The sequence below is a fragment of the Rathayibacter sp. AY1H3 genome (assembly GCF_002932015.1).
Map to the genome: position 1 here is coordinate 1 of NZ_PSUU01000061.1, position 15,381 is coordinate 15,381.

Sequence of the window (15,381 nt, forward strand, 5' to 3'; positions counted from 1 at the left end):
CCGGAGTCGGGGCGCCGCGCGATCGGCGCCGCCGCCTCGATCGGCTTCGACCTGATCGAGATCCCGGCTCCCGCCGACCCCGACGCCTCCGCGTGGACCGCCGACCTGCTCGACGAGCACGGGATCGACGCGGTCGTCTCGCTCGCGCTGGACGCCGACTCCGACATCACCGACCAGGCCACGGCCGGCCGCGGCGAGGAGCGGCTCCTGGCGGCCGTGCGGTTCGCCGAGGCGATCGGCGCGCGGTACGTCGGCGGAGTCACCTACTCGGCCATGCGCAAGTACGAGCACGCGGCCGACATGGCTGCCCGCGCGCGCTCGCTCGACGTGCTGCGGAGGGTCGCCGCGGCCGCCGCTCCCGCCGACGTCGTCGTCGGAGCGGAGTACGTGAACCGCTACGAGAGCAACCTGCTGAACACGGCCGCCCAGACCGCCGCGTTCCTCCGCGAGCTTGACGCGCCGAACGTGCTCCTGCACCTCGACACCTTCCACGCCCACCTCGAGGAGGTCGACCTCGCGAGCGCCGTCCGCGACGCCGGCGACCTGCTCGGCTACCTCCACGCCTCCGAGAACCACCGCGGAGAGCCGGGCACCGGGAGCACCGACTGGACCGGGCTCGCGGCGGCGCTCGCCGACTCCGGCTACCGCGGTCCGCTCACCCTCGAGAGCTTCTCGCCCGCCGTCCAGCCCCCGGCCTCGGCCGAGGGCATGGGTCTCTGGCGCGAGCTCTGGCACGACCCCGTCGCCCTCGCGACCTCCGGCCAGGCGTTCCTCGCGGACCTGCTCGACACCGACCCCGCGGCCCGACGCCGCCCCTGAACCTCTCGAACCAAGGAGCACCACCATGACCACGAACCCTCTCGGAGTGCACGCCCTCGTCTTCGCCGGCGGCACCACCCCCGACGAAGTGACCGCGACGATCGAGCAGACCAAGGCGGCCGGATTCGACCTGCTGGAGCTCTCGCTGCACGACGTGCAGAACCTCGACACCGCCTCCGCCCGCGCCGCCCTCGAGGCGAACGACCTCGGCATCGTCTGCTCGCGCGGCCTCGCCTTCTCGGCCGACGTCTCCAGCGACGACCCGGAGGTGGTGGCCCGCGGCGCGAAGCTGCTCGCCGACTCCCTCGAGACCACCCACGCGCTCGGCGGCACCCACTTCACCGGCGCCCTCTACAGCGCGCTCGGCAAGTACAGCGCGCCCCTCTCGGCCGCGGGCCGCGCGAACGTCGTCTCGGTGCTGACCGACCTCGCCGCCGAGGCCTCGACGAAGGGCATGACCCTCGGCCTCGAGATCTGCAACCGCTACGAGACCAACGTCATCAACACCGCCGCGGACGCCCTGCGCCTCGCCGACGACATCGGCGCCGACAACGTCCTGATCCACCTGGACACGTACCACATGAACATCGAGGAGGACGACTTCTTCCGCCCGGTGCTGCTGGTCGGGGATCGTCTCGGGTATGTCCACATCGGCGAGAACCACCGCGGCTACCTCGGCAGCGGCCACCTCGACTTCACGACGTTCTTCCACGCCCTCGCCGCGATCGACTACCGCGGACCCATCACCTTCGAGTCGTTCTCGTCGGCCGTGGTCTCGCCGACCCTTTCGAACGACCTCGCCGTGTGGCGGAACCTCTGGAACGACGGCCCCGCGCTCGCCCGCCACGCCCACGGCTTCCTGGTGAACGCGCTGGAGAGCAGCCGTGGCGAGGCCTGAGACCGAGGTCGCGCCCGACGCGGTGCGGCCCGGCCTCGACGAGCTGGCCGGGCGCGCGCTCGCGCTGACCTCGCCGGGCCGCCGCGCGATCGTCGCGATCGCCGGCAGCCCCGGGGCCGGCAAGACCACGCTCGCCCGGGCGGTGGTCGCCCGCGCGAACGAGCTCGCGGGGGAGGGGACCGCCGCCTTCGTGCCGATGGACGGCTTCCACCTCGCCAACGCCACGCTCGACGAGCTCGGCCGCCACGACCGCAAGGGCGCCCTCGACACGTTCGACGGCTGGGGCTTCCTCGCCCTGGTGCGGAGGCTGCGCGCCGAGACCGACCACGTCGTCTACGCGCCCACCTTCGAGCGCACCGTCGACGAGGGAGTGGCCGGCGCGCTGGCCGTGCACCCCTCCGCGTCGCTCGTCGTGCTGGAGGGCAACTACCTCCTCGTCGACGAGGGCCCGTGGGCGCTGCTGCGCGCCGAGTTCGACGAGGCCTGGTTCTGCGCGACTCCCGAGACCGAGCGCTTCGAGCGCCTGGTCGACCGCCACGTCTCCTTCGGCCGCGCCCCCGAGGCGGCCTCCGCCTGGGCCTCGGAGGTCGACGGGCGGAACGCGCTGCTGATCGAGGCCACTCGCGACCGCGCCGACCTGATCGTGTCGGGGACGGCGGCGGGGGTGGTCTGACGCCGGACGGGCCGAGGGGCTGTCCGCTTCGGGGCGCGACGTGGGCTCTCGGGCGTGTCCGGCCGGTGGGCCGGTCGGACGACGGAGGACCCGTCGCCCGGCGGATGCGGTCTCGACGGGTCGGGTGTCAGGCTCGAGGGATGGACGACTCGACACGGAACTCCTCGGAACAGCCCGCTCCCACCACCCCGCCGGCCGCTGCGCCCCCCGGAGCCGGGCAGCCGCCCCTCCCCGTCGCTCTCCTCCTCCTGCTGCGGCGGAGCGACGGGCGGCCCGCGGCTTCGTCGGGCGCTCTCGACACCGTCCTGGCCGCCTCCGTCCTCGCGGAGCTCTCCCTCCAGCGGTGCGTCGAGGTGGACGCCGGAGTCGTCGCCCTCGGGCCGGAGCGGTCCGCGCTCGGGGACGCCGTGCTCGACGGGGCACTCGGGTGGATCGCAGCGGAGCGAGCACCGCGCAGCGTCTCCTGGTGGATCGCCCGCCTCACTCGGAGGGAGCTGCATGCCGCCCTCCTCGAGCGGGTCGCCGCCGTGGAGCCGGCGGAGGACGAGCGGCTGCGGATCCGGGTCGCCGAGGTCCTCGCGGCTCGGACGGCGCCCCTGCCGTCGGACGCGGCGCTCATCGGCCTGCTCGACGCGGCCGGAGCGCTCTCGCCGAGGCCCGGCATCCCGGACCGGCAGGCGATCCGGTCGCTCGCGGCGCAGCACTGGGCAGGGCCGGCGGCCGCCGCCGTCCTCGCGGGAACCGCCGCGAGCGTCACGGGAGCCGCGGTGATCGCCGCGACGACGACGGTCACGATCACCGGCATGTGATCCGACGCGTGCGGCTCGCTGAAGCCGCGCGCCCCTACTCCGCCGGGTAGTCGGGCGCGACGAAGACGCAGAACGGGTGGCCGGCCGGATCGGCGAGGACGTGGAGCGCCTCCTCCGGGTCCTCGCTCCTGTCCTCGATCAGCTCGGCGCCGAGAGCGAGCGCCCGGGTCTTCTGCCGGTCGAGCTCGTCGGCGTCCGCGACCATGAAGTCGAGGTGCAGCTGCTGCGGGACGGGCCCCTCCGGCCAGGTCGCGCGCGGCAGGGCGGCCACCCGCTGGAACGTGAGCTTCGCGCCGTCGGCGGTGACGATCGCGACCCACTCCGCCTCGTCGTCGGAGCCGTCCGCGGGCGGCTCGTCGCCGGGGCGGTACTCGCCGCCGAGCAGGGCGAGGTAGAAGGCGGAGAGGGCGCGGGCGTCCTCCGTGTCGAGGACGACCTGGCGAAGGCGCATGCGGGCAGGGTACCGCCGGACGGCACCGGAGAGGGATGACGTGCTGTGCGGGACGGCTGCGGCGGGCCGGACGTCCGCGGGTCGCGGCCCGACGTCGGCTGAGAAGGGGCTCCCTGCCCCGACACGGCGGGCCGCGTCTCAGCGGAGGTCGTGCAGCTCTCTCGCTCCCGACCGCGCCGCCCTGCCACTCCGCGCCCGCTTCCTCAACCCCTCCCGGCTCCCGGCCTCGCGCCAGGGCCCGGCGCGTACTGTGGCCGCTGACTCACGACGGCTACGAGGGAGACACCATGACGGAGCAGATCGGAATCCCCGAGGCCGCGGCGCTGGGGAGCGAGCAGCGGAGCATCGCGATCCTCGGAGCGGGCGGCGACCTCACCGAGCGGCTGCTGCTGCCGGGCCTGGGCCGGGTGGCCGAGCTCGCGCGCGACCTCGAGCTCACGCTGATCGGCGCGGCGCGCACGCCCCAGACCGACGAGGAGTGGCAGGGCCTCGTCCGCCGCAGCCTCGAGGCGGCCGGAGTCGCCGCGCACACGGTCGAGGCCCTCGCGTCACGGGCGCGCTTCGTCGGCACCGACGCCTCCGACCCGGAGCAGCTGAAGGCCCTCCTCGACGCCTGCCCGTCGACCCCGGTGCTCTACGTCGCCCTGCCGCCTGCGATGGGGCACAAGGTCGCCGCCTCGCTCGCCGAGCTCGACCTCCCCGAGGAGCTGGTCGTCGCCATCGAGAAGCCGTTCGGCGAGGACCTCGACGACGCGATCGCCCTCAACGCGGCGTTCGCGAAGGTCCTCCCCGAGAGCCGCCTCTGGCGCATCGACCACTTCCTCGGCAACGCGACCGTGCTGGGGATGCTGGGCCTGCGGTTCGGCAACAGCATGCTCGAGGCGAGCTGGAGCGCCGAGTGGATCGAGAAGGTCGAGATCGTCTACGACGAGACGCTCGGCATCGAGGGCCGCGCGGCCTTCTACGAGAAGACCGGCGCGCTGCGCGACATGCTGCAGAGCCACCTCCTGATGGTGCTCGCGCTGACCACGATGGAGCGCCCCGACGAGGTCGCGCCCGACGAGGTCCACGCGCGCATGGCCGAGGTGCTCGGCGCCGTGCGGCTCTGGCGCGACGACCCCTCCTCCGCCCGCCGAGCCCGCTACACCGAGGGCCGCGTCGACGGCCGCTTCTTCCCCTCCTACGTCGACGAGCCCGACGTCGACCCCGAGACCGGCACCGAGACCCTCGCGCAGCTGCTGCTCCAGGTCGACACCCCGCGCTGGGCGGGCGTCCCCTTCGTCCTCCGCTCCGGCAAGGCGATCGGCGACCCGCGCCGAGAGGTGGCGATCCACTTCCGCGCCGCCACGCCCCCGCGCGGCCTGCAGGCGGCCGAGGGCGACGCCGGGACGGTCCTCCGGATCGGCCTCAAGGGCGGCGACGTCAGCCTCGACCTGGTCGTGAACAGCGCCGACGAGCTGACCGATCTCGAGCGCACCACCCTGACGGCGCAGCCCGGCGCGGCCACGCTCGACCCCTACGCGCAGGTCCTCGCCGGGATCCTGCAGGGCGACACCCTGCTCTCGGTCCCGGGCGACGTGGCCGAGCAGTGCTGGCGCATCATCACTCCGGTGCTCTCCGCCTGGGCCGCGGGCGACGCTCCACTGGACGAGTACGAGGCAGGGAGCGCGGGGCCCGAGGGCTGGTGAGCTCGCGGTGAGGCGCGCGGGCTGAAGCGCGAGAGCTGAAGCGTCGGCGTGAGGCCGTCTCGGCTCCGCCGGCGCCGGACACGTTGCCGCCCGCCCGGCTCCGGTCGCTCCGCTGCTGCCCGCTCCGCTGCTGTCCGTCCCGCGTCGGCACCCCCGCCCGTTGACCCTCCCGCCCGTTGACCCTCCCGCCGGGGGAGACGGGATGCTGGAGGCATGATGGGCATCGGGGAGTACGCAGGCATCACGGGTCTGAGCGTGAAGGCGCTCCGGCACTACGACGAGAAGGGCGTGCTGGTTCCGGCGGATGTCGACGAGCGGTCGTTGTACCGCCGGTACGCCGACGCGCAGGTCCGGGCCGGAGTCGTGATCGGCGCGCTCCGGAGCGCGGGGGTCCCGCTGCCCGAGGTCGCGGCGGCGACTCGAGCCGGCACCGCGGCGGAGGCGCTGCTGGCGCACAGGGAGCGCGTGCTCGCGGAGCGGGAGCAGGAGGACCGGGCGTTCGAGGCCGCCGAGGTGACGCTGCGGGCGCTCGCCGTGCCGGTCGAGGTCGCCGAGCGGACGATGCCGGCGCAGCCGTACGTCGGCCAGGTCCTCACGATCGCGCTGGACGAGGCCGACGGGCCGGGCGACGACGAGGCGAACGAGATCTTCGGCGCGCTCGCCACCCGAGTGCACGCGGCAGGGCTCGGGCCGACGGGACGTTTCTGGACGGCGCTCCGGGCGGGCGAGCCGGGTTCGGCGGAGCTCGTCTGCTGCTGGCCGACGTCGGCGGAGGCGGAGGGCGACCTCGCCGAGCTCGCCGCGATCCTCCCGGCGCGCACCGAGCTGGTCGCCACCTGGCGCCCCCGCGGCGGGGAGGAACTGCCCGAGGGGACCCTGCATCCGGCGATCGTCGCGCTCTTCGACGCCGCCGGAGACCGCGGCCTGCGGCTCGACGGGGTCGAGGTGCGGCAGACGGTGCTGGGGGAGGGGCCGGAGGACGTGGCGGTCGAGGTGTCGCTGACCGTCGCGGGGTGAGGGAGGCCGGGGCGTGCCTCAGGTGGGCCGGGTGCCAGCGCTCGAGGACCGGCTCGGCAGGACCGGCTCCTCAGGACCGAGCGGAGGCGGGTGTGGCGCCGTCCGGCCGATCCCGCGCCACTCCGTCGCATGGTGCCACCTGTCTCCGTAGGCTCCGATGCATGACGAGCGGAGTCGAGGCCGGAGTCCATCGCGGTGACGACCGGACGGTCCTCCACCGTCGGTGGTTCGCGGTCGTGGCCTCCCTGGTCTTCGCCTTCGGCTGGCTGCTGATCCCCGGCGTCGGCTGGCTGATCGGCGCCGTCGCCGTTCTCTGCAGCTCGGCGTGGACGCGGTCGGAGAAGGGATCGGCGTTGGCGATCCCGCTGGTCGCGGCCGCTCTGGTCGGCAGCGGGGTCGGGCTCTTCTACGGTCTGCTCGGCGCGCCGAGCTCCAGCCTGACGACGTGGACGGTGGTGGGGGCCGGGATGCTGGCGGGAGGCGCGGCGACTGCGCTTCTGGGGGTCCGGCTGTGCGCTCGGGCACTCCGCCGGCCGGAGGAGTCCGCTGGAGGCTCGCTCTCACCAGCTGCCCCGGCCTCGGGCGCGTACGACGTCAGCTGAGAGGAGGGGGCGCGGGCTCCTGAGGGAGGCCGCCCTGTCTCAGCGGAGGTTGTGCGGCCGCTCGCCGGCCCCGCTCGCGTCGTAGCGGAGCCGCACCAGCTCAGAGTCCGGCAGAACCGTCGCGTCGAGGAGGCGCAGCCCGTGCTGCGGCGCTCCGGAGTAGAGCGGCGTCCCGCCGCCCGCGAGGCCTGCGCCGACGAGGACGATCAGCTCGTCCACCAGGCCCTGCTCGAGGAGCGGATTCCAGGTCGTGCCGCTGCCGAACATCAGCAGGTCACCCCGGTCGCCCTGCTTGAGCAGCTCGATCTCGGCCGGACCCTGCTTCCGCGGCACGATCCGGGTGGTGGCGGCCCACGGCGCCTCCGGGTCGGGAGCGAGGGAGTCGCTGATCACCAGCGCGTCGAGCGACGTGACCAGCCGCGCGGTCTCGTGCTCCCGCTCGCCCGCCGTCCCGTCCGCGGCGACGGCGCTCCAGCTGTCCCAGTTGTCACGGAACCAGCCGCCGCCGTAGACGAGCGTGCCCGCGCGGCGCAGCAGCTCGAGGTTGTGGTCGTTGAACGCGTCCTCGAACGGCAGCGCCGAGAGGTCGTGCCCGGGCCCCTCGAAGCGGCCGTCGAGCGAGGTGAGGACGGAGACGACGAGCCTGCTCATGCGGGGGATGCTACTCAGGCGGGGGTGCCGGGTGAAGGGGTGCGCACCCCTCCTCACATCGCCGCCCCCAGCGCGTCCCGCAGCGTCGCCCGCGCCCGCGCGTGCCGGCTCCGCACGGTCGCGGCGCGGAGGGACAGGATCTCGGCCGCCTCGGCGAGGGAGAAGCCGTCCCAGTAGACGAGGGTGATGATCTCCTGGTCGACGGGCTTCAGCTGCGCGATCGCGGCGCGGACGTCCTCGGCCGCGTCGTCGGCCGGCGCGGGCGGAGTGATGCGGAGCTCCTCCGCCAGCCGCTCGACGAGCGCGCTCCTCCGGGTCGCGGTGCGGCGCTGGCCCGAGAGCACCCGCCGTGCGACGCCGAACGCCCACATCCGCGCGCGCGTCTCGTCCTCGGGGATCGACCGCTCCTTCCGCCACAGGATCAGGAGGGTGTCGCTGAGGAGGTCCGCGGCGTCCTCGGGGCTCGCCGTCCGCCGTGCGAAGTAGCGGAGCAGGTCCGGCGCCTCCCGCTCGACCAGGGCCGTGATCTCGGCCTCCCGGTCGCGCGCGGGGGAGCGGACGACGCTGCGCGCGATGGACGGCGCCGCCTCGCCGGCGCTCATCACAGCTCTCCCGTGCAGTCGGTGCTGCCGCCCAGGCCGCCGTCGCCCTCGACGATCACGCCCTCGGGGATCGTGTCGAGGATGTGGTCGTCCGCGGCGGTGATCCAGGCGCGCCAGCGGATCGTCTCGTCAGAGAGGCCGGGGCCGTCGCTGTTCATGTCCGAGGCCAGCCAGGCGGGATCGGTCGTGTAGGCGAGCGCGTCGTCGTGGATCCGCTGGCCGACGCCGCTCCAGTCCTGCGCGCGGAGGTAGTCGGTCGCGGAGGTGGTGACCTCGCGGTAGTCGATCTCGCCGTTGAAGTAGTCGATCGAGCACGACACTGCTGCGCCGGAGTCGGTGGTGTAGCTGATCGGGATCGTGAAGTTGGGGACCGAGCGGACGTCGGTGCCGGCGCTGGTCGCCAGCACGAGACCCGGGACGAGGAGGACGGGAGCCGCCAGCCACCACGCCCTCGACCGCGCGGGACGGCGGGGCGCGCGTTCGCGGGTCTCGGCGATCACGCTGTGCAGGGCGGTGCGGACGCCGGGCGCCCGGTCGTCGGTCGCGGGGTCGCTGCGGGAGAGCAGGTCGTCGAGTGTGCGTCGCGTCATCGGGTCCATCCTTCGTCGGTCGGGCGTCTACCGAGTACGTGGCCGGGTGGGGCCCGAGCGTTGCACGGGACCTGACGGGAGGAGTGAGCCGAGCCGGTCGCGCGCGCTCACTTCTTCGAACTCCTTCGCGAGGACCCGTCAAAAGGCGCCATATTCGGTTTCACCCCGGTCCTTTTCTCATCGGTTATGGCCCCGACAAGGGGGGCTCACTTCTCTATGGCGAGAGGGAGGCCGACCTATACGTTCATCTTCGGAAGCCCGCGGGGAATGCGTGCTCCCCTCCGGAGTCTGGGGCCTCCGCACTCGCTGCGACATCCGTGTCGTTCGTCGTGTCGACGTTTCGCTCATCTCCACGATCGACAACACGACTGAGAAGCAGAACCATGGCTTTCACGACCCGGCGGCGCCGCCACTCACGGCACCGAGCGCCGTCGCGCCTCGGAATGCGGGCCGTCGTCTTCGCGACGATCGGCGCTCTCCTCGTCGGCTCGTGGGGGCTCGGCGACGTCTCCGCCTCGTCTCCCGCTCAGGCCGCGAACCAGGCGGATCCGGTCGCCGGCGACGCCCCCGCCCTTCTCCCGACGCCGGTCGCACCGACACCGCCGACAGCCCCCGAGGCCGATCCGGCACCCGCTCCGTCGGCACCCACTCCGTCAGCGTCCGCCCCGTCGACGTCCGCCCCGCCCGCACCCGCCGAGGCCGCGGAGTCGCCGAGTGCCACGGCGGAGGAGCCCGCTCAGGACGAGCCCGATCCCGCAGCACCCCGCGGCGCCGCAGAGACGGAGCAGCCCGTCGAGTCGGCGCCCGCCGGATCGGCGCCCGTTCCCACGGCGGCCTCGGACGACGATCAGGAGTCGGACCGCGGCCCGCCCGCGACGGCGCGAGCAGCGGGAGGCTTCTCCACACTCGCCGCCGGCGTCGCCGAGGCCCCGCGACAGGTGTGGACGGAGACCTTCGAGCAGGGCCTGACCGCCACCCCGAGCGCGCTCACCGCCTACGCGAACGGCCGCTACACGGCCGCCACCGGCTGGTCGACCGCCACGAACTGCACCGGCGTCCTGGTCAACTACACGGCGCCCTACCCCAACTCCGCCTTCTGCCCGACCCGGCCCCTCCTCACCGTCGGCACGGGATCGTCGGCCGCACGCGAGACCCGCCGCATGGCGGACGTCCTCGGACAGGTGGCGGCCGGAGTGCCGGGGTCCACCTCCAGCAGCGCCCCGGCCAACGGCTCGAACACCGGCACGCAGGCGAACCACGCCCTGGTCGAGTACCCGTACGCCGCCATCACCGGCGGCACGACCGTCGCCCAGAGCGCCGCGGGGATCGGCGTCTCCGCGCCCGCCGCCCGCTACTACGCCGTCGGCATGAACGCCGCCGGCGGGCAGTGCGGGACGAACAACGCGTCCCTCTCCCTCAACCTGGTGTCGGGCGGGTCCACCGTCCTCACCGGATTCGCGGCACCGGTCGTGCCCTGCGCCGCGACCGGCGGCGTGTTCTACACGTCCCCGACCCTCCCGCTGGTCGGCGGGCTCGGCTCGCTCGTCGATCCCGCGCTCCCCGCCTCCGCTCGCGCCGCCGCCTACACCGGCACGAGCACCGCGCTCCTCACTCCGGCGCAGATCGCCGCAGCCCAGGTGCAGCTCGTGAACACGGTCACCGGCACGGGAAGCGCCTTCGCCGTCGACGACCTCCGCGTGCTCGACGTCACTCCCGCTCTCGATGCGGCCTTCACGCAGGCCGTGCCGACCGCGACGGTGCCGACCACGCTGACCTACACGGTCACCAACACCAGCGACCTCCTCGCGAAGGCGGACTGGCGCTTCTCGACCGCTCTCCCGGCCGGCCTCGTCGTGGCCCCGACGCCGGCTGTCGGCGGGTCCTGCACCGACGTCACCGGAACGGCGTTCGCCGTGACCGCGGCCGCCGGATCCTCCACCGTCTCGACGCTCGGCGGCGATCTCGCCGCGGGTGCGACCTCGTGCACGATCTCCGTGGACGTGGTGGCCGCCGCCGCCGGGACGTACAGCACCGGGACCACGACTCCCACCGGCCTCATCGCCTCCGCCCCCACCTCGGTGACGATCCAGGCCGCGACGACCCTCACCGTCCGGAAGAACCTGCCGGTGCGCAGCGCCACGGGCGACCAGTTCACGCTCTCGGTGCGCAGCGGCACGACCGTCCTCGCGTCGGCGACCACCACGGGCACCGCCACCGGGATCCAGGCCGCGCAGATCAGCCGCCTCACCGTGCAGTCCGGAGCGACGTACACGATCGCCGAGGCGCAGACCGCGGGCGCGGGCCTGGGGTACTCCAACAGCTACGAGTGCTCGCGCGGCGGCACGGTCATCGCCTCCGGAGCCTCCGCCGCCGGGTCGATCACGATCCCCAGCGAGGCGGGAGCGGAGGTGCTCTGCACCTTCACGAACACCGTGCAGACGCCGCGCCTGTTCTGCGACACCGGCCGCTTCTACTCCCTCACGGCGGCCGGCGCCCTGCAGCAGGCCGACATCGTCACGGGATCCCTGACCTCGATCGGCAGCTGGTCGGGGACCGCCGAGGCCAACGCGCTCGGCGTCGGCGCGAACGGCGCCTTCGCGTACGCGCTGGACCGCTCGTCCGACGCGACGGACGTCGACGCCGTCCTCAAGTGGACGCCGGAGGCGGGCTTCCAGAGGATCGCGAACAGCGCGTACACGACCGTGGCCGGCGGAGCGCAGGTGACCGGCAGCATCGTCGCCGGCGCGGTCGACCTCCGGACGGGCCGGTACCTGTTCGGCAGCTTCGCGAGCGGCCAGTTCTACATCTGGAGCTTCACGGAGGCGAACCCCGTCGCCACCCGGTTCGCCCTCGTCGGCTCCTTCCCCACCTCCGGAACCCCCAACGGCAACGGCGACATGGCGTTCGACGCTCGCGGCAACCTCTACATCGTCGGCGCGGGCTCGGTCAACAACGCCAGCAGCGCTGCGATCTTCACCGTGCCGGCCGACGCCCTGGCCGCGGCGACCGGCGGCACCCTCCCGGTGAACACCTCGATCGCGAAGGCCGTGACGGGGACCGACGCCGCCTTCGCCAACATCAACGGCATCGCCTTCTCGCCGCGTGGAACCGTCTACCTCGCCAACGGCGACGTCGCCGCCGCGAACGGTGTCCCGGCCATCCCCGGCAGCGCGTACGAGTTCGACGCCACCACGTGGTCCCGCGTCAGCGGCACGCCGCGCGTGAGCGTCAACGCCGTCGACCTCTCCGGCTGCTCCTCGCCGGCCACGATCACGGTGCAGAAGAGCGTGGTGGGCCGTCTGGCCGCGGCGGACCAGTTCCAGCTCACCGCCGCCGCCGGCTCTCCGGCGTCGCCGTTCGCCACGGCCACCACCACTGGCGCCACCACCGGCCGCCAGACCGCGCAGATCGGCCCCTTCCCCACTCCGATCAACAGCACGGTGACGGTCTCGGAGGCGATGGCCGCGGGCTCCGCCTCCCCGATCACCGCCTACACGAGCATCTACGAGTGCTACGCGGACGGCGTGCGGGTGAGCACGGGCTCGAACCCGACCGGGACGGTCACCCTCCCGAACCGGCTCGGCGTCAACGTCACCTGCACCTTCTTCAACTCCCCGCGCCCCGCCTCCACCGTGCGGATCACCAAGACGATCCGGGACGCCTCCGGCACGACCCGCCCCGGCGTGGACTGGACCGTGGGCACGACCGCGACGGCCACGGCGGGCACCGTCGCCCTGCTGCCGGAGCAGTCGCCCCGCCAGCAGACGGACGCCGCGGGCCAGGCCGCCTGGACAGTCCTGTTCGGCACGGAGGCGTCGCGGGCGACGCTCACCGTCTCGGAGGTGCAGCAGACGGGCTTCGCGTTCGTCAGCGGCGCCTGCACGGTCAACGGCACCGCCCGGGCGACCACGTTCTCGCAGTCGGGGACCGTCATCAGCGCGAGCCTCACCGGCATCGCCTCCGCGGCGGTCGTCGAGTGCTCGATCGTGAACCGGCCCACGGCCTCCCTCACGCTCGTGAAGACGGTGAGCTCCGGCAGCGCGCTGCCCAGCGACTTCACGCTCAGCGCCACCGGCCCGACCGGCGCCCTGCCCGGCCCGACCGGCCGCGCAGGCTCCGCGGGCGTGTCGGCGATCCCCGTCACCCCGGGTGCCGCCTACCGGCTCGCCGAGACCGGGGGCCCCGCCACCTCCGTGCAGACCGGCCCCTGGCAGTGCCGCACCGACACCGGCGCCGCCCTCACCGTGAGCGCGGCCGGAGACGTGACCCCGACGAACGGTGCCGCCGTCACCTGCACCGTGGACAACGCCAGCGCGACGATCACCCTGGTCAAGCAGGTCCTGCGCCCCCAGACCGGCTTCCAGGCCGCCGACTGGCGCGTCACCGCGACGCCCGCCGCACTGGCCGGAGCGACGCTCCCGACGGAGAGCCGGGTCGGCGCGGAGTACGCCGCCGCGGGCAACCCGGCGAGCACCTTCGAGGTGCGACCGGGGCACGGCTACACGCTGTCCGAGGCGGCGACGGATCCGACCCGCCGCCTCGCGTACCAGGAACTGCGCCTCGAGCGCCTGACCGGGACGACATGGTCCCCGGTCGCCTCGCGGACGATCACGGCCCCCACGGCCGGTCAGACGGCGGTCTACCGCTTCGTCAACGCCCCTGTGGACCCCACACGCCTGCCGCTGACCGGTGGCGCCAGCACCGACGCGTTCCTCCTGGGCGGGGGGTCGGTGCTCACTCTCGCGCTCGGCCTCCTCCTCTGGGAGCGGCGCCGGAGGCTGCGAGGCCCCTCCCGGTGACGCCCCGACCGAGAGCCCCGGCGCTCTCCCGCAGACCCCTTCCCGCACACCCTCGACTCCACGACATCAGCACTCACGACCTCAGTAGGAGAGATCACATGTCCCGCTCACTCACCAGGCGGCTCGCCGCCGCAGCCGGCGTCCTCGCGCTGAGCGCTGCGGCGGTGTTCACCGCCGTCGCGCCGGCGTCAGCGGTCACGCTGCCCGGCAACATCGACCCCACCATCAGCCGCACCCTCACCGTGCACAAGCTCGCGCTGGGCTCCAACAACGGCCAGGCGATCGGCACCGGCCAGGAGATCACGGTCCCCGGCGATGCGCTGCCCGGCGCCGTGTTCACCGCCGCGCGCGTCCAGGGCGTCGACCTCACCACGCCCGACGGCTGGAACCAGGTCGCGAACCTGACCCCGGGCACCGCCGCGACCCGTGTCACCGCCGCCGACACCTTCACCGCCACCAGCGGCACGGACGGCGAGGCCGTGTTCAACAACGGCGCGAGCATGCCGCTCGGCCTCTACCTCGTGACCGAGACCCAGCTCCCCGCCGGAGCGACCAACGGCGCGGCGCCGTTCCTCGTCACCCTGCCGTTCCCGACGGGCCCGACCGGTGCGCCGGCGAACCAGTGGATCTACGACGTCCACGTCTACCCCAAGAACGCGGTCACGGAGCTCACCAAGACGCGCGTCCCCGCGGCGGCGAACTCGGTCGAGGCGCGCAACCCCGACCTCATCCGCTGGGCCATCGCCTCGGACGTGCCGGTGCTCGCCGCCGGTGACGCGCTGGAGGCGTTCACCCTCACCGACACGCTCCCCGCCGAGCTGACCTACCTGCCGACCGGCCCGGCCGGCGTCGCGCCCACCGGCATCACGGTGACCAGCGCCGCGGGCACCGCGCCCGCACCGGCGTTCATCGCGAACACCGACTACACGCTCGGCTACGACGCCGCGACCCGGAACGTGACGCTGAACTTCTTGCAGTCCGGCCTCACGAAGCTCCAGGGCCTGCAGGGCGGCGTCGTCACCCTCACGGTGCTCACCCGCGCCACCGCCATCCCGGCCAACGGCATCATCACCAACTCGGCGACGAGCGTCGTGAACGGGGCCACGGAGACGGTCACCGGCAGCACCCCGATCGGTCAGCTGACCGTGTACGCCTACCAGAACAACGGCGCCAACCGCGTGCCGCTCGCGGGTGCGGTCTACCAGGTGTTCCTCACCGAGAACGACGCCAACCTCGGCCAGAACCCGGTGTTCATCAACGGCAACCAGAACTGGACGACCGGAGCGAACGGCATAGTCGAGATCCCGATCATCACGCCGGGCAACTACTACGTCCGCGAGCTGACCCCGCCCGCCGGATTCCGTCTGCCCACCCCGGCCCAGGTGCTGACGCAGGTCGTCGCCGGACCGAGCTCGGCCACCGCGCCGATCCAGAACTACGTCGAGTTCCTCCACACCCAGGTGCCGGCGTTCGCCCTGCCCCTCACCGGTGGCGGCGCGCAGTGGTTCACCCTCGGTGGAGGCGCGCTCCTCGCCCTCGCGATCGGCTCGGGCCTGATCGCCTCGCGCCGCCGCACCGCGCTGGCTGCTCAGACCGCGGAGTAACGTCACACCATGACGAAGTCGAATGCGGGGCACCCGTCGGGTGCCCCGCATTCCTCTGTCTCCAGCCCTTTTCCTCCGCGGAGGCGGATCCACCGCCGGCCGCGGTGGCGGCTGCCGATCGCCCCGCTGGTCATCGCGCTCATCAGCCTCTCGGGAGTGGCGCTGCTGCTGTACCCCG

Annotated in this window: 13 protein-coding genes; 9 read left to right on the top strand and 4 right to left on the bottom strand. The window is 73.7% G+C overall.

Annotation, left to right across the window (positions count from 1 at the left end; genetic code table 11):
* The 4 genes from C5C33_RS16770 to C5C33_RS16785 all read left to right on the top strand — a co-directional run.
* On the top strand, positions 1-819 hold an 819-nt coding region (locus C5C33_RS16770), incomplete at its 5' end, for a sugar phosphate isomerase/epimerase (RefSeq protein WP_104261665.1).
* A gap of 25 nt (positions 820-844) precedes the next feature.
* On the top strand, positions 845-1,717 hold the full coding sequence (locus tag C5C33_RS16775; protein WP_104225811.1) for a sugar phosphate isomerase/epimerase: 873 nt from the start codon (positions 845-847) through the stop codon (positions 1,715-1,717).
* A complete protein-coding gene (locus C5C33_RS16780) occupies positions 1,704-2,390 on the top strand; it encodes a nucleoside/nucleotide kinase family protein (protein ID WP_208543338.1) in 687 nt (228 codons plus the stop codon). Before C5C33_RS16775 ends, C5C33_RS16780 begins: the two co-directional genes overlap by 14 nt.
* Positions 2,391-2,530: 140 nt before the next feature.
* Positions 2,531-3,199: a GPP34 family phosphoprotein gene (locus C5C33_RS16785; protein WP_181127376.1), complete on the top strand. Its 669-nt coding sequence runs from the start codon at positions 2,531-2,533 to the stop codon at positions 3,197-3,199.
* 34 nt (positions 3,200-3,233) lie between these two features.
* Here the strand turns inward: C5C33_RS16785 and C5C33_RS16790 are convergent, their stop codons facing one another.
* Complete coding sequence (locus tag C5C33_RS16790) at positions 3,234-3,650, bottom strand: VOC family protein (protein ID WP_104239613.1); 417 nt, start codon at positions 3,648-3,650, stop codon at positions 3,234-3,236.
* Positions 3,651-3,937: 287 nt separating this feature from the next.
* On the opposite strand from C5C33_RS16790, the gene C5C33_RS16795 reads away from it, so the two are divergent.
* The 3 genes from C5C33_RS16795 to C5C33_RS16805 all read left to right on the top strand — a co-directional run bounded on the left by C5C33_RS16795 (position 3,938) and on the right by C5C33_RS16805 (position 6,957).
* On the top strand, positions 3,938-5,338 hold the full coding sequence (locus tag C5C33_RS16795; protein ID WP_104261667.1) for a glucose-6-phosphate dehydrogenase: 1,401 nt from the start codon (positions 3,938-3,940) through the stop codon (positions 5,336-5,338).
* 213 nt (positions 5,339-5,551) lie between these two features.
* Positions 5,552-6,355, top strand: coding sequence for a MerR family transcriptional regulator (locus tag C5C33_RS16800; protein ID WP_104261668.1), 804 nt, complete (start codon positions 5,552-5,554; stop codon positions 6,353-6,355).
* Between the two features lie 161 nt (positions 6,356-6,516).
* Positions 6,517-6,957 carry a hypothetical protein gene (locus tag C5C33_RS16805; RefSeq protein WP_104261669.1) on the top strand — a complete coding sequence of 147 codons (441 nt, stop codon included), beginning with the start codon at positions 6,517-6,519 and terminating at the stop codon, positions 6,955-6,957.
* 39 nt (positions 6,958-6,996) lie between these two features.
* Here C5C33_RS16805 and C5C33_RS16810 read toward each other — a convergent pair whose 3' ends face one another.
* Genes C5C33_RS16810 through C5C33_RS16820 form a run of 3 tightly spaced genes read right to left on the bottom strand, consistent with a single transcriptional unit; the run spans position 6,997 to position 8,800 of the window.
* Entirely contained in the window at positions 6,997-7,608 is a 612-nt protein-coding gene (locus C5C33_RS16810) for a dihydrofolate reductase family protein (RefSeq protein ID WP_104261670.1), read from the bottom strand.
* Positions 7,609-7,661: 53 nt separating this feature from the next.
* Positions 7,662-8,210 carry an RNA polymerase sigma factor gene (locus tag C5C33_RS16815; protein WP_104247192.1) on the bottom strand — a complete coding sequence of 183 codons (549 nt, stop codon included), beginning with the start codon at positions 8,208-8,210 and terminating at the stop codon, positions 7,662-7,664.
* Entirely contained in the window at positions 8,210-8,800 is a 591-nt protein-coding gene (locus C5C33_RS16820) for a hypothetical protein (RefSeq protein WP_104261671.1), read from the bottom strand. The genes C5C33_RS16815 and C5C33_RS16820 overlap by 1 nt, the downstream gene beginning before the upstream one ends.
* Before the next feature lie 383 nt (positions 8,801-9,183).
* On the opposite strand from C5C33_RS16820, the gene C5C33_RS16825 reads away from it, so the two are divergent.
* Entirely contained in the window at positions 9,184-13,599 is a 4,416-nt protein-coding gene (locus C5C33_RS16825) for an LPXTG cell wall anchor domain-containing protein (RefSeq protein WP_146085813.1), read from the top strand.
* Between the two features lie 98 nt (positions 13,600-13,697).
* The gene (locus C5C33_RS16830) at positions 13,698-15,203 is read left to right on the top strand and encodes a SpaH/EbpB family LPXTG-anchored major pilin (RefSeq protein WP_104261673.1); all 1,506 of its coding nucleotides are present in this window, start codon (positions 13,698-13,700) and stop codon (positions 15,201-15,203) included.
* The last annotated feature ends 178 nt before the right edge of the window (positions 15,204-15,381 follow it).

Excerpts from the sequence above, each read along its gene's own strand:
- C5C33_RS16775 (WP_104225811.1), top strand. The coding sequence starts at position 845 with ATGACCACGAACCCTCTCGGAGTGCACGCCCTCGTCTTCGCCGGCGGC.
- C5C33_RS16785 (WP_181127376.1), top strand. The coding sequence starts at position 2,531 with ATGGACGACTCGACACGGAACTCCTCGGAACAGCCCGCTCCCACCACC.
- C5C33_RS16790 (WP_104239613.1), bottom strand. The coding sequence starts at position 3,650 with ATGCGCCTTCGCCAGGTCGTCCTCGACACGGAGGACGCCCGCGCCCTC.
- C5C33_RS16795 (WP_104261667.1), top strand. The coding sequence starts at position 3,938 with ATGACGGAGCAGATCGGAATCCCCGAGGCCGCGGCGCTGGGGAGCGAG.
- C5C33_RS16800 (WP_104261668.1), top strand. The coding sequence starts at position 5,552 with ATGATGGGCATCGGGGAGTACGCAGGCATCACGGGTCTGAGCGTGAAG.
- C5C33_RS16805 (WP_104261669.1), top strand. The coding sequence starts at position 6,517 with ATGACGAGCGGAGTCGAGGCCGGAGTCCATCGCGGTGACGACCGGACG.
- C5C33_RS16810 (WP_104261670.1), bottom strand. The coding sequence starts at position 7,608 with ATGAGCAGGCTCGTCGTCTCCGTCCTCACCTCGCTCGACGGCCGCTTC.
- C5C33_RS16815 (WP_104247192.1), bottom strand. The coding sequence starts at position 8,210 with ATGAGCGCCGGCGAGGCGGCGCCGTCCATCGCGCGCAGCGTCGTCCGC.
- C5C33_RS16820 (WP_104261671.1), bottom strand. The coding sequence starts at position 8,800 with ATGACGCGACGCACACTCGACGACCTGCTCTCCCGCAGCGACCCCGCG.
- C5C33_RS16825 (WP_146085813.1), top strand. The coding sequence starts at position 9,184 with ATGGCTTTCACGACCCGGCGGCGCCGCCACTCACGGCACCGAGCGCCG.
- C5C33_RS16830 (WP_104261673.1), top strand. The coding sequence starts at position 13,698 with ATGTCCCGCTCACTCACCAGGCGGCTCGCCGCCGCAGCCGGCGTCCTC.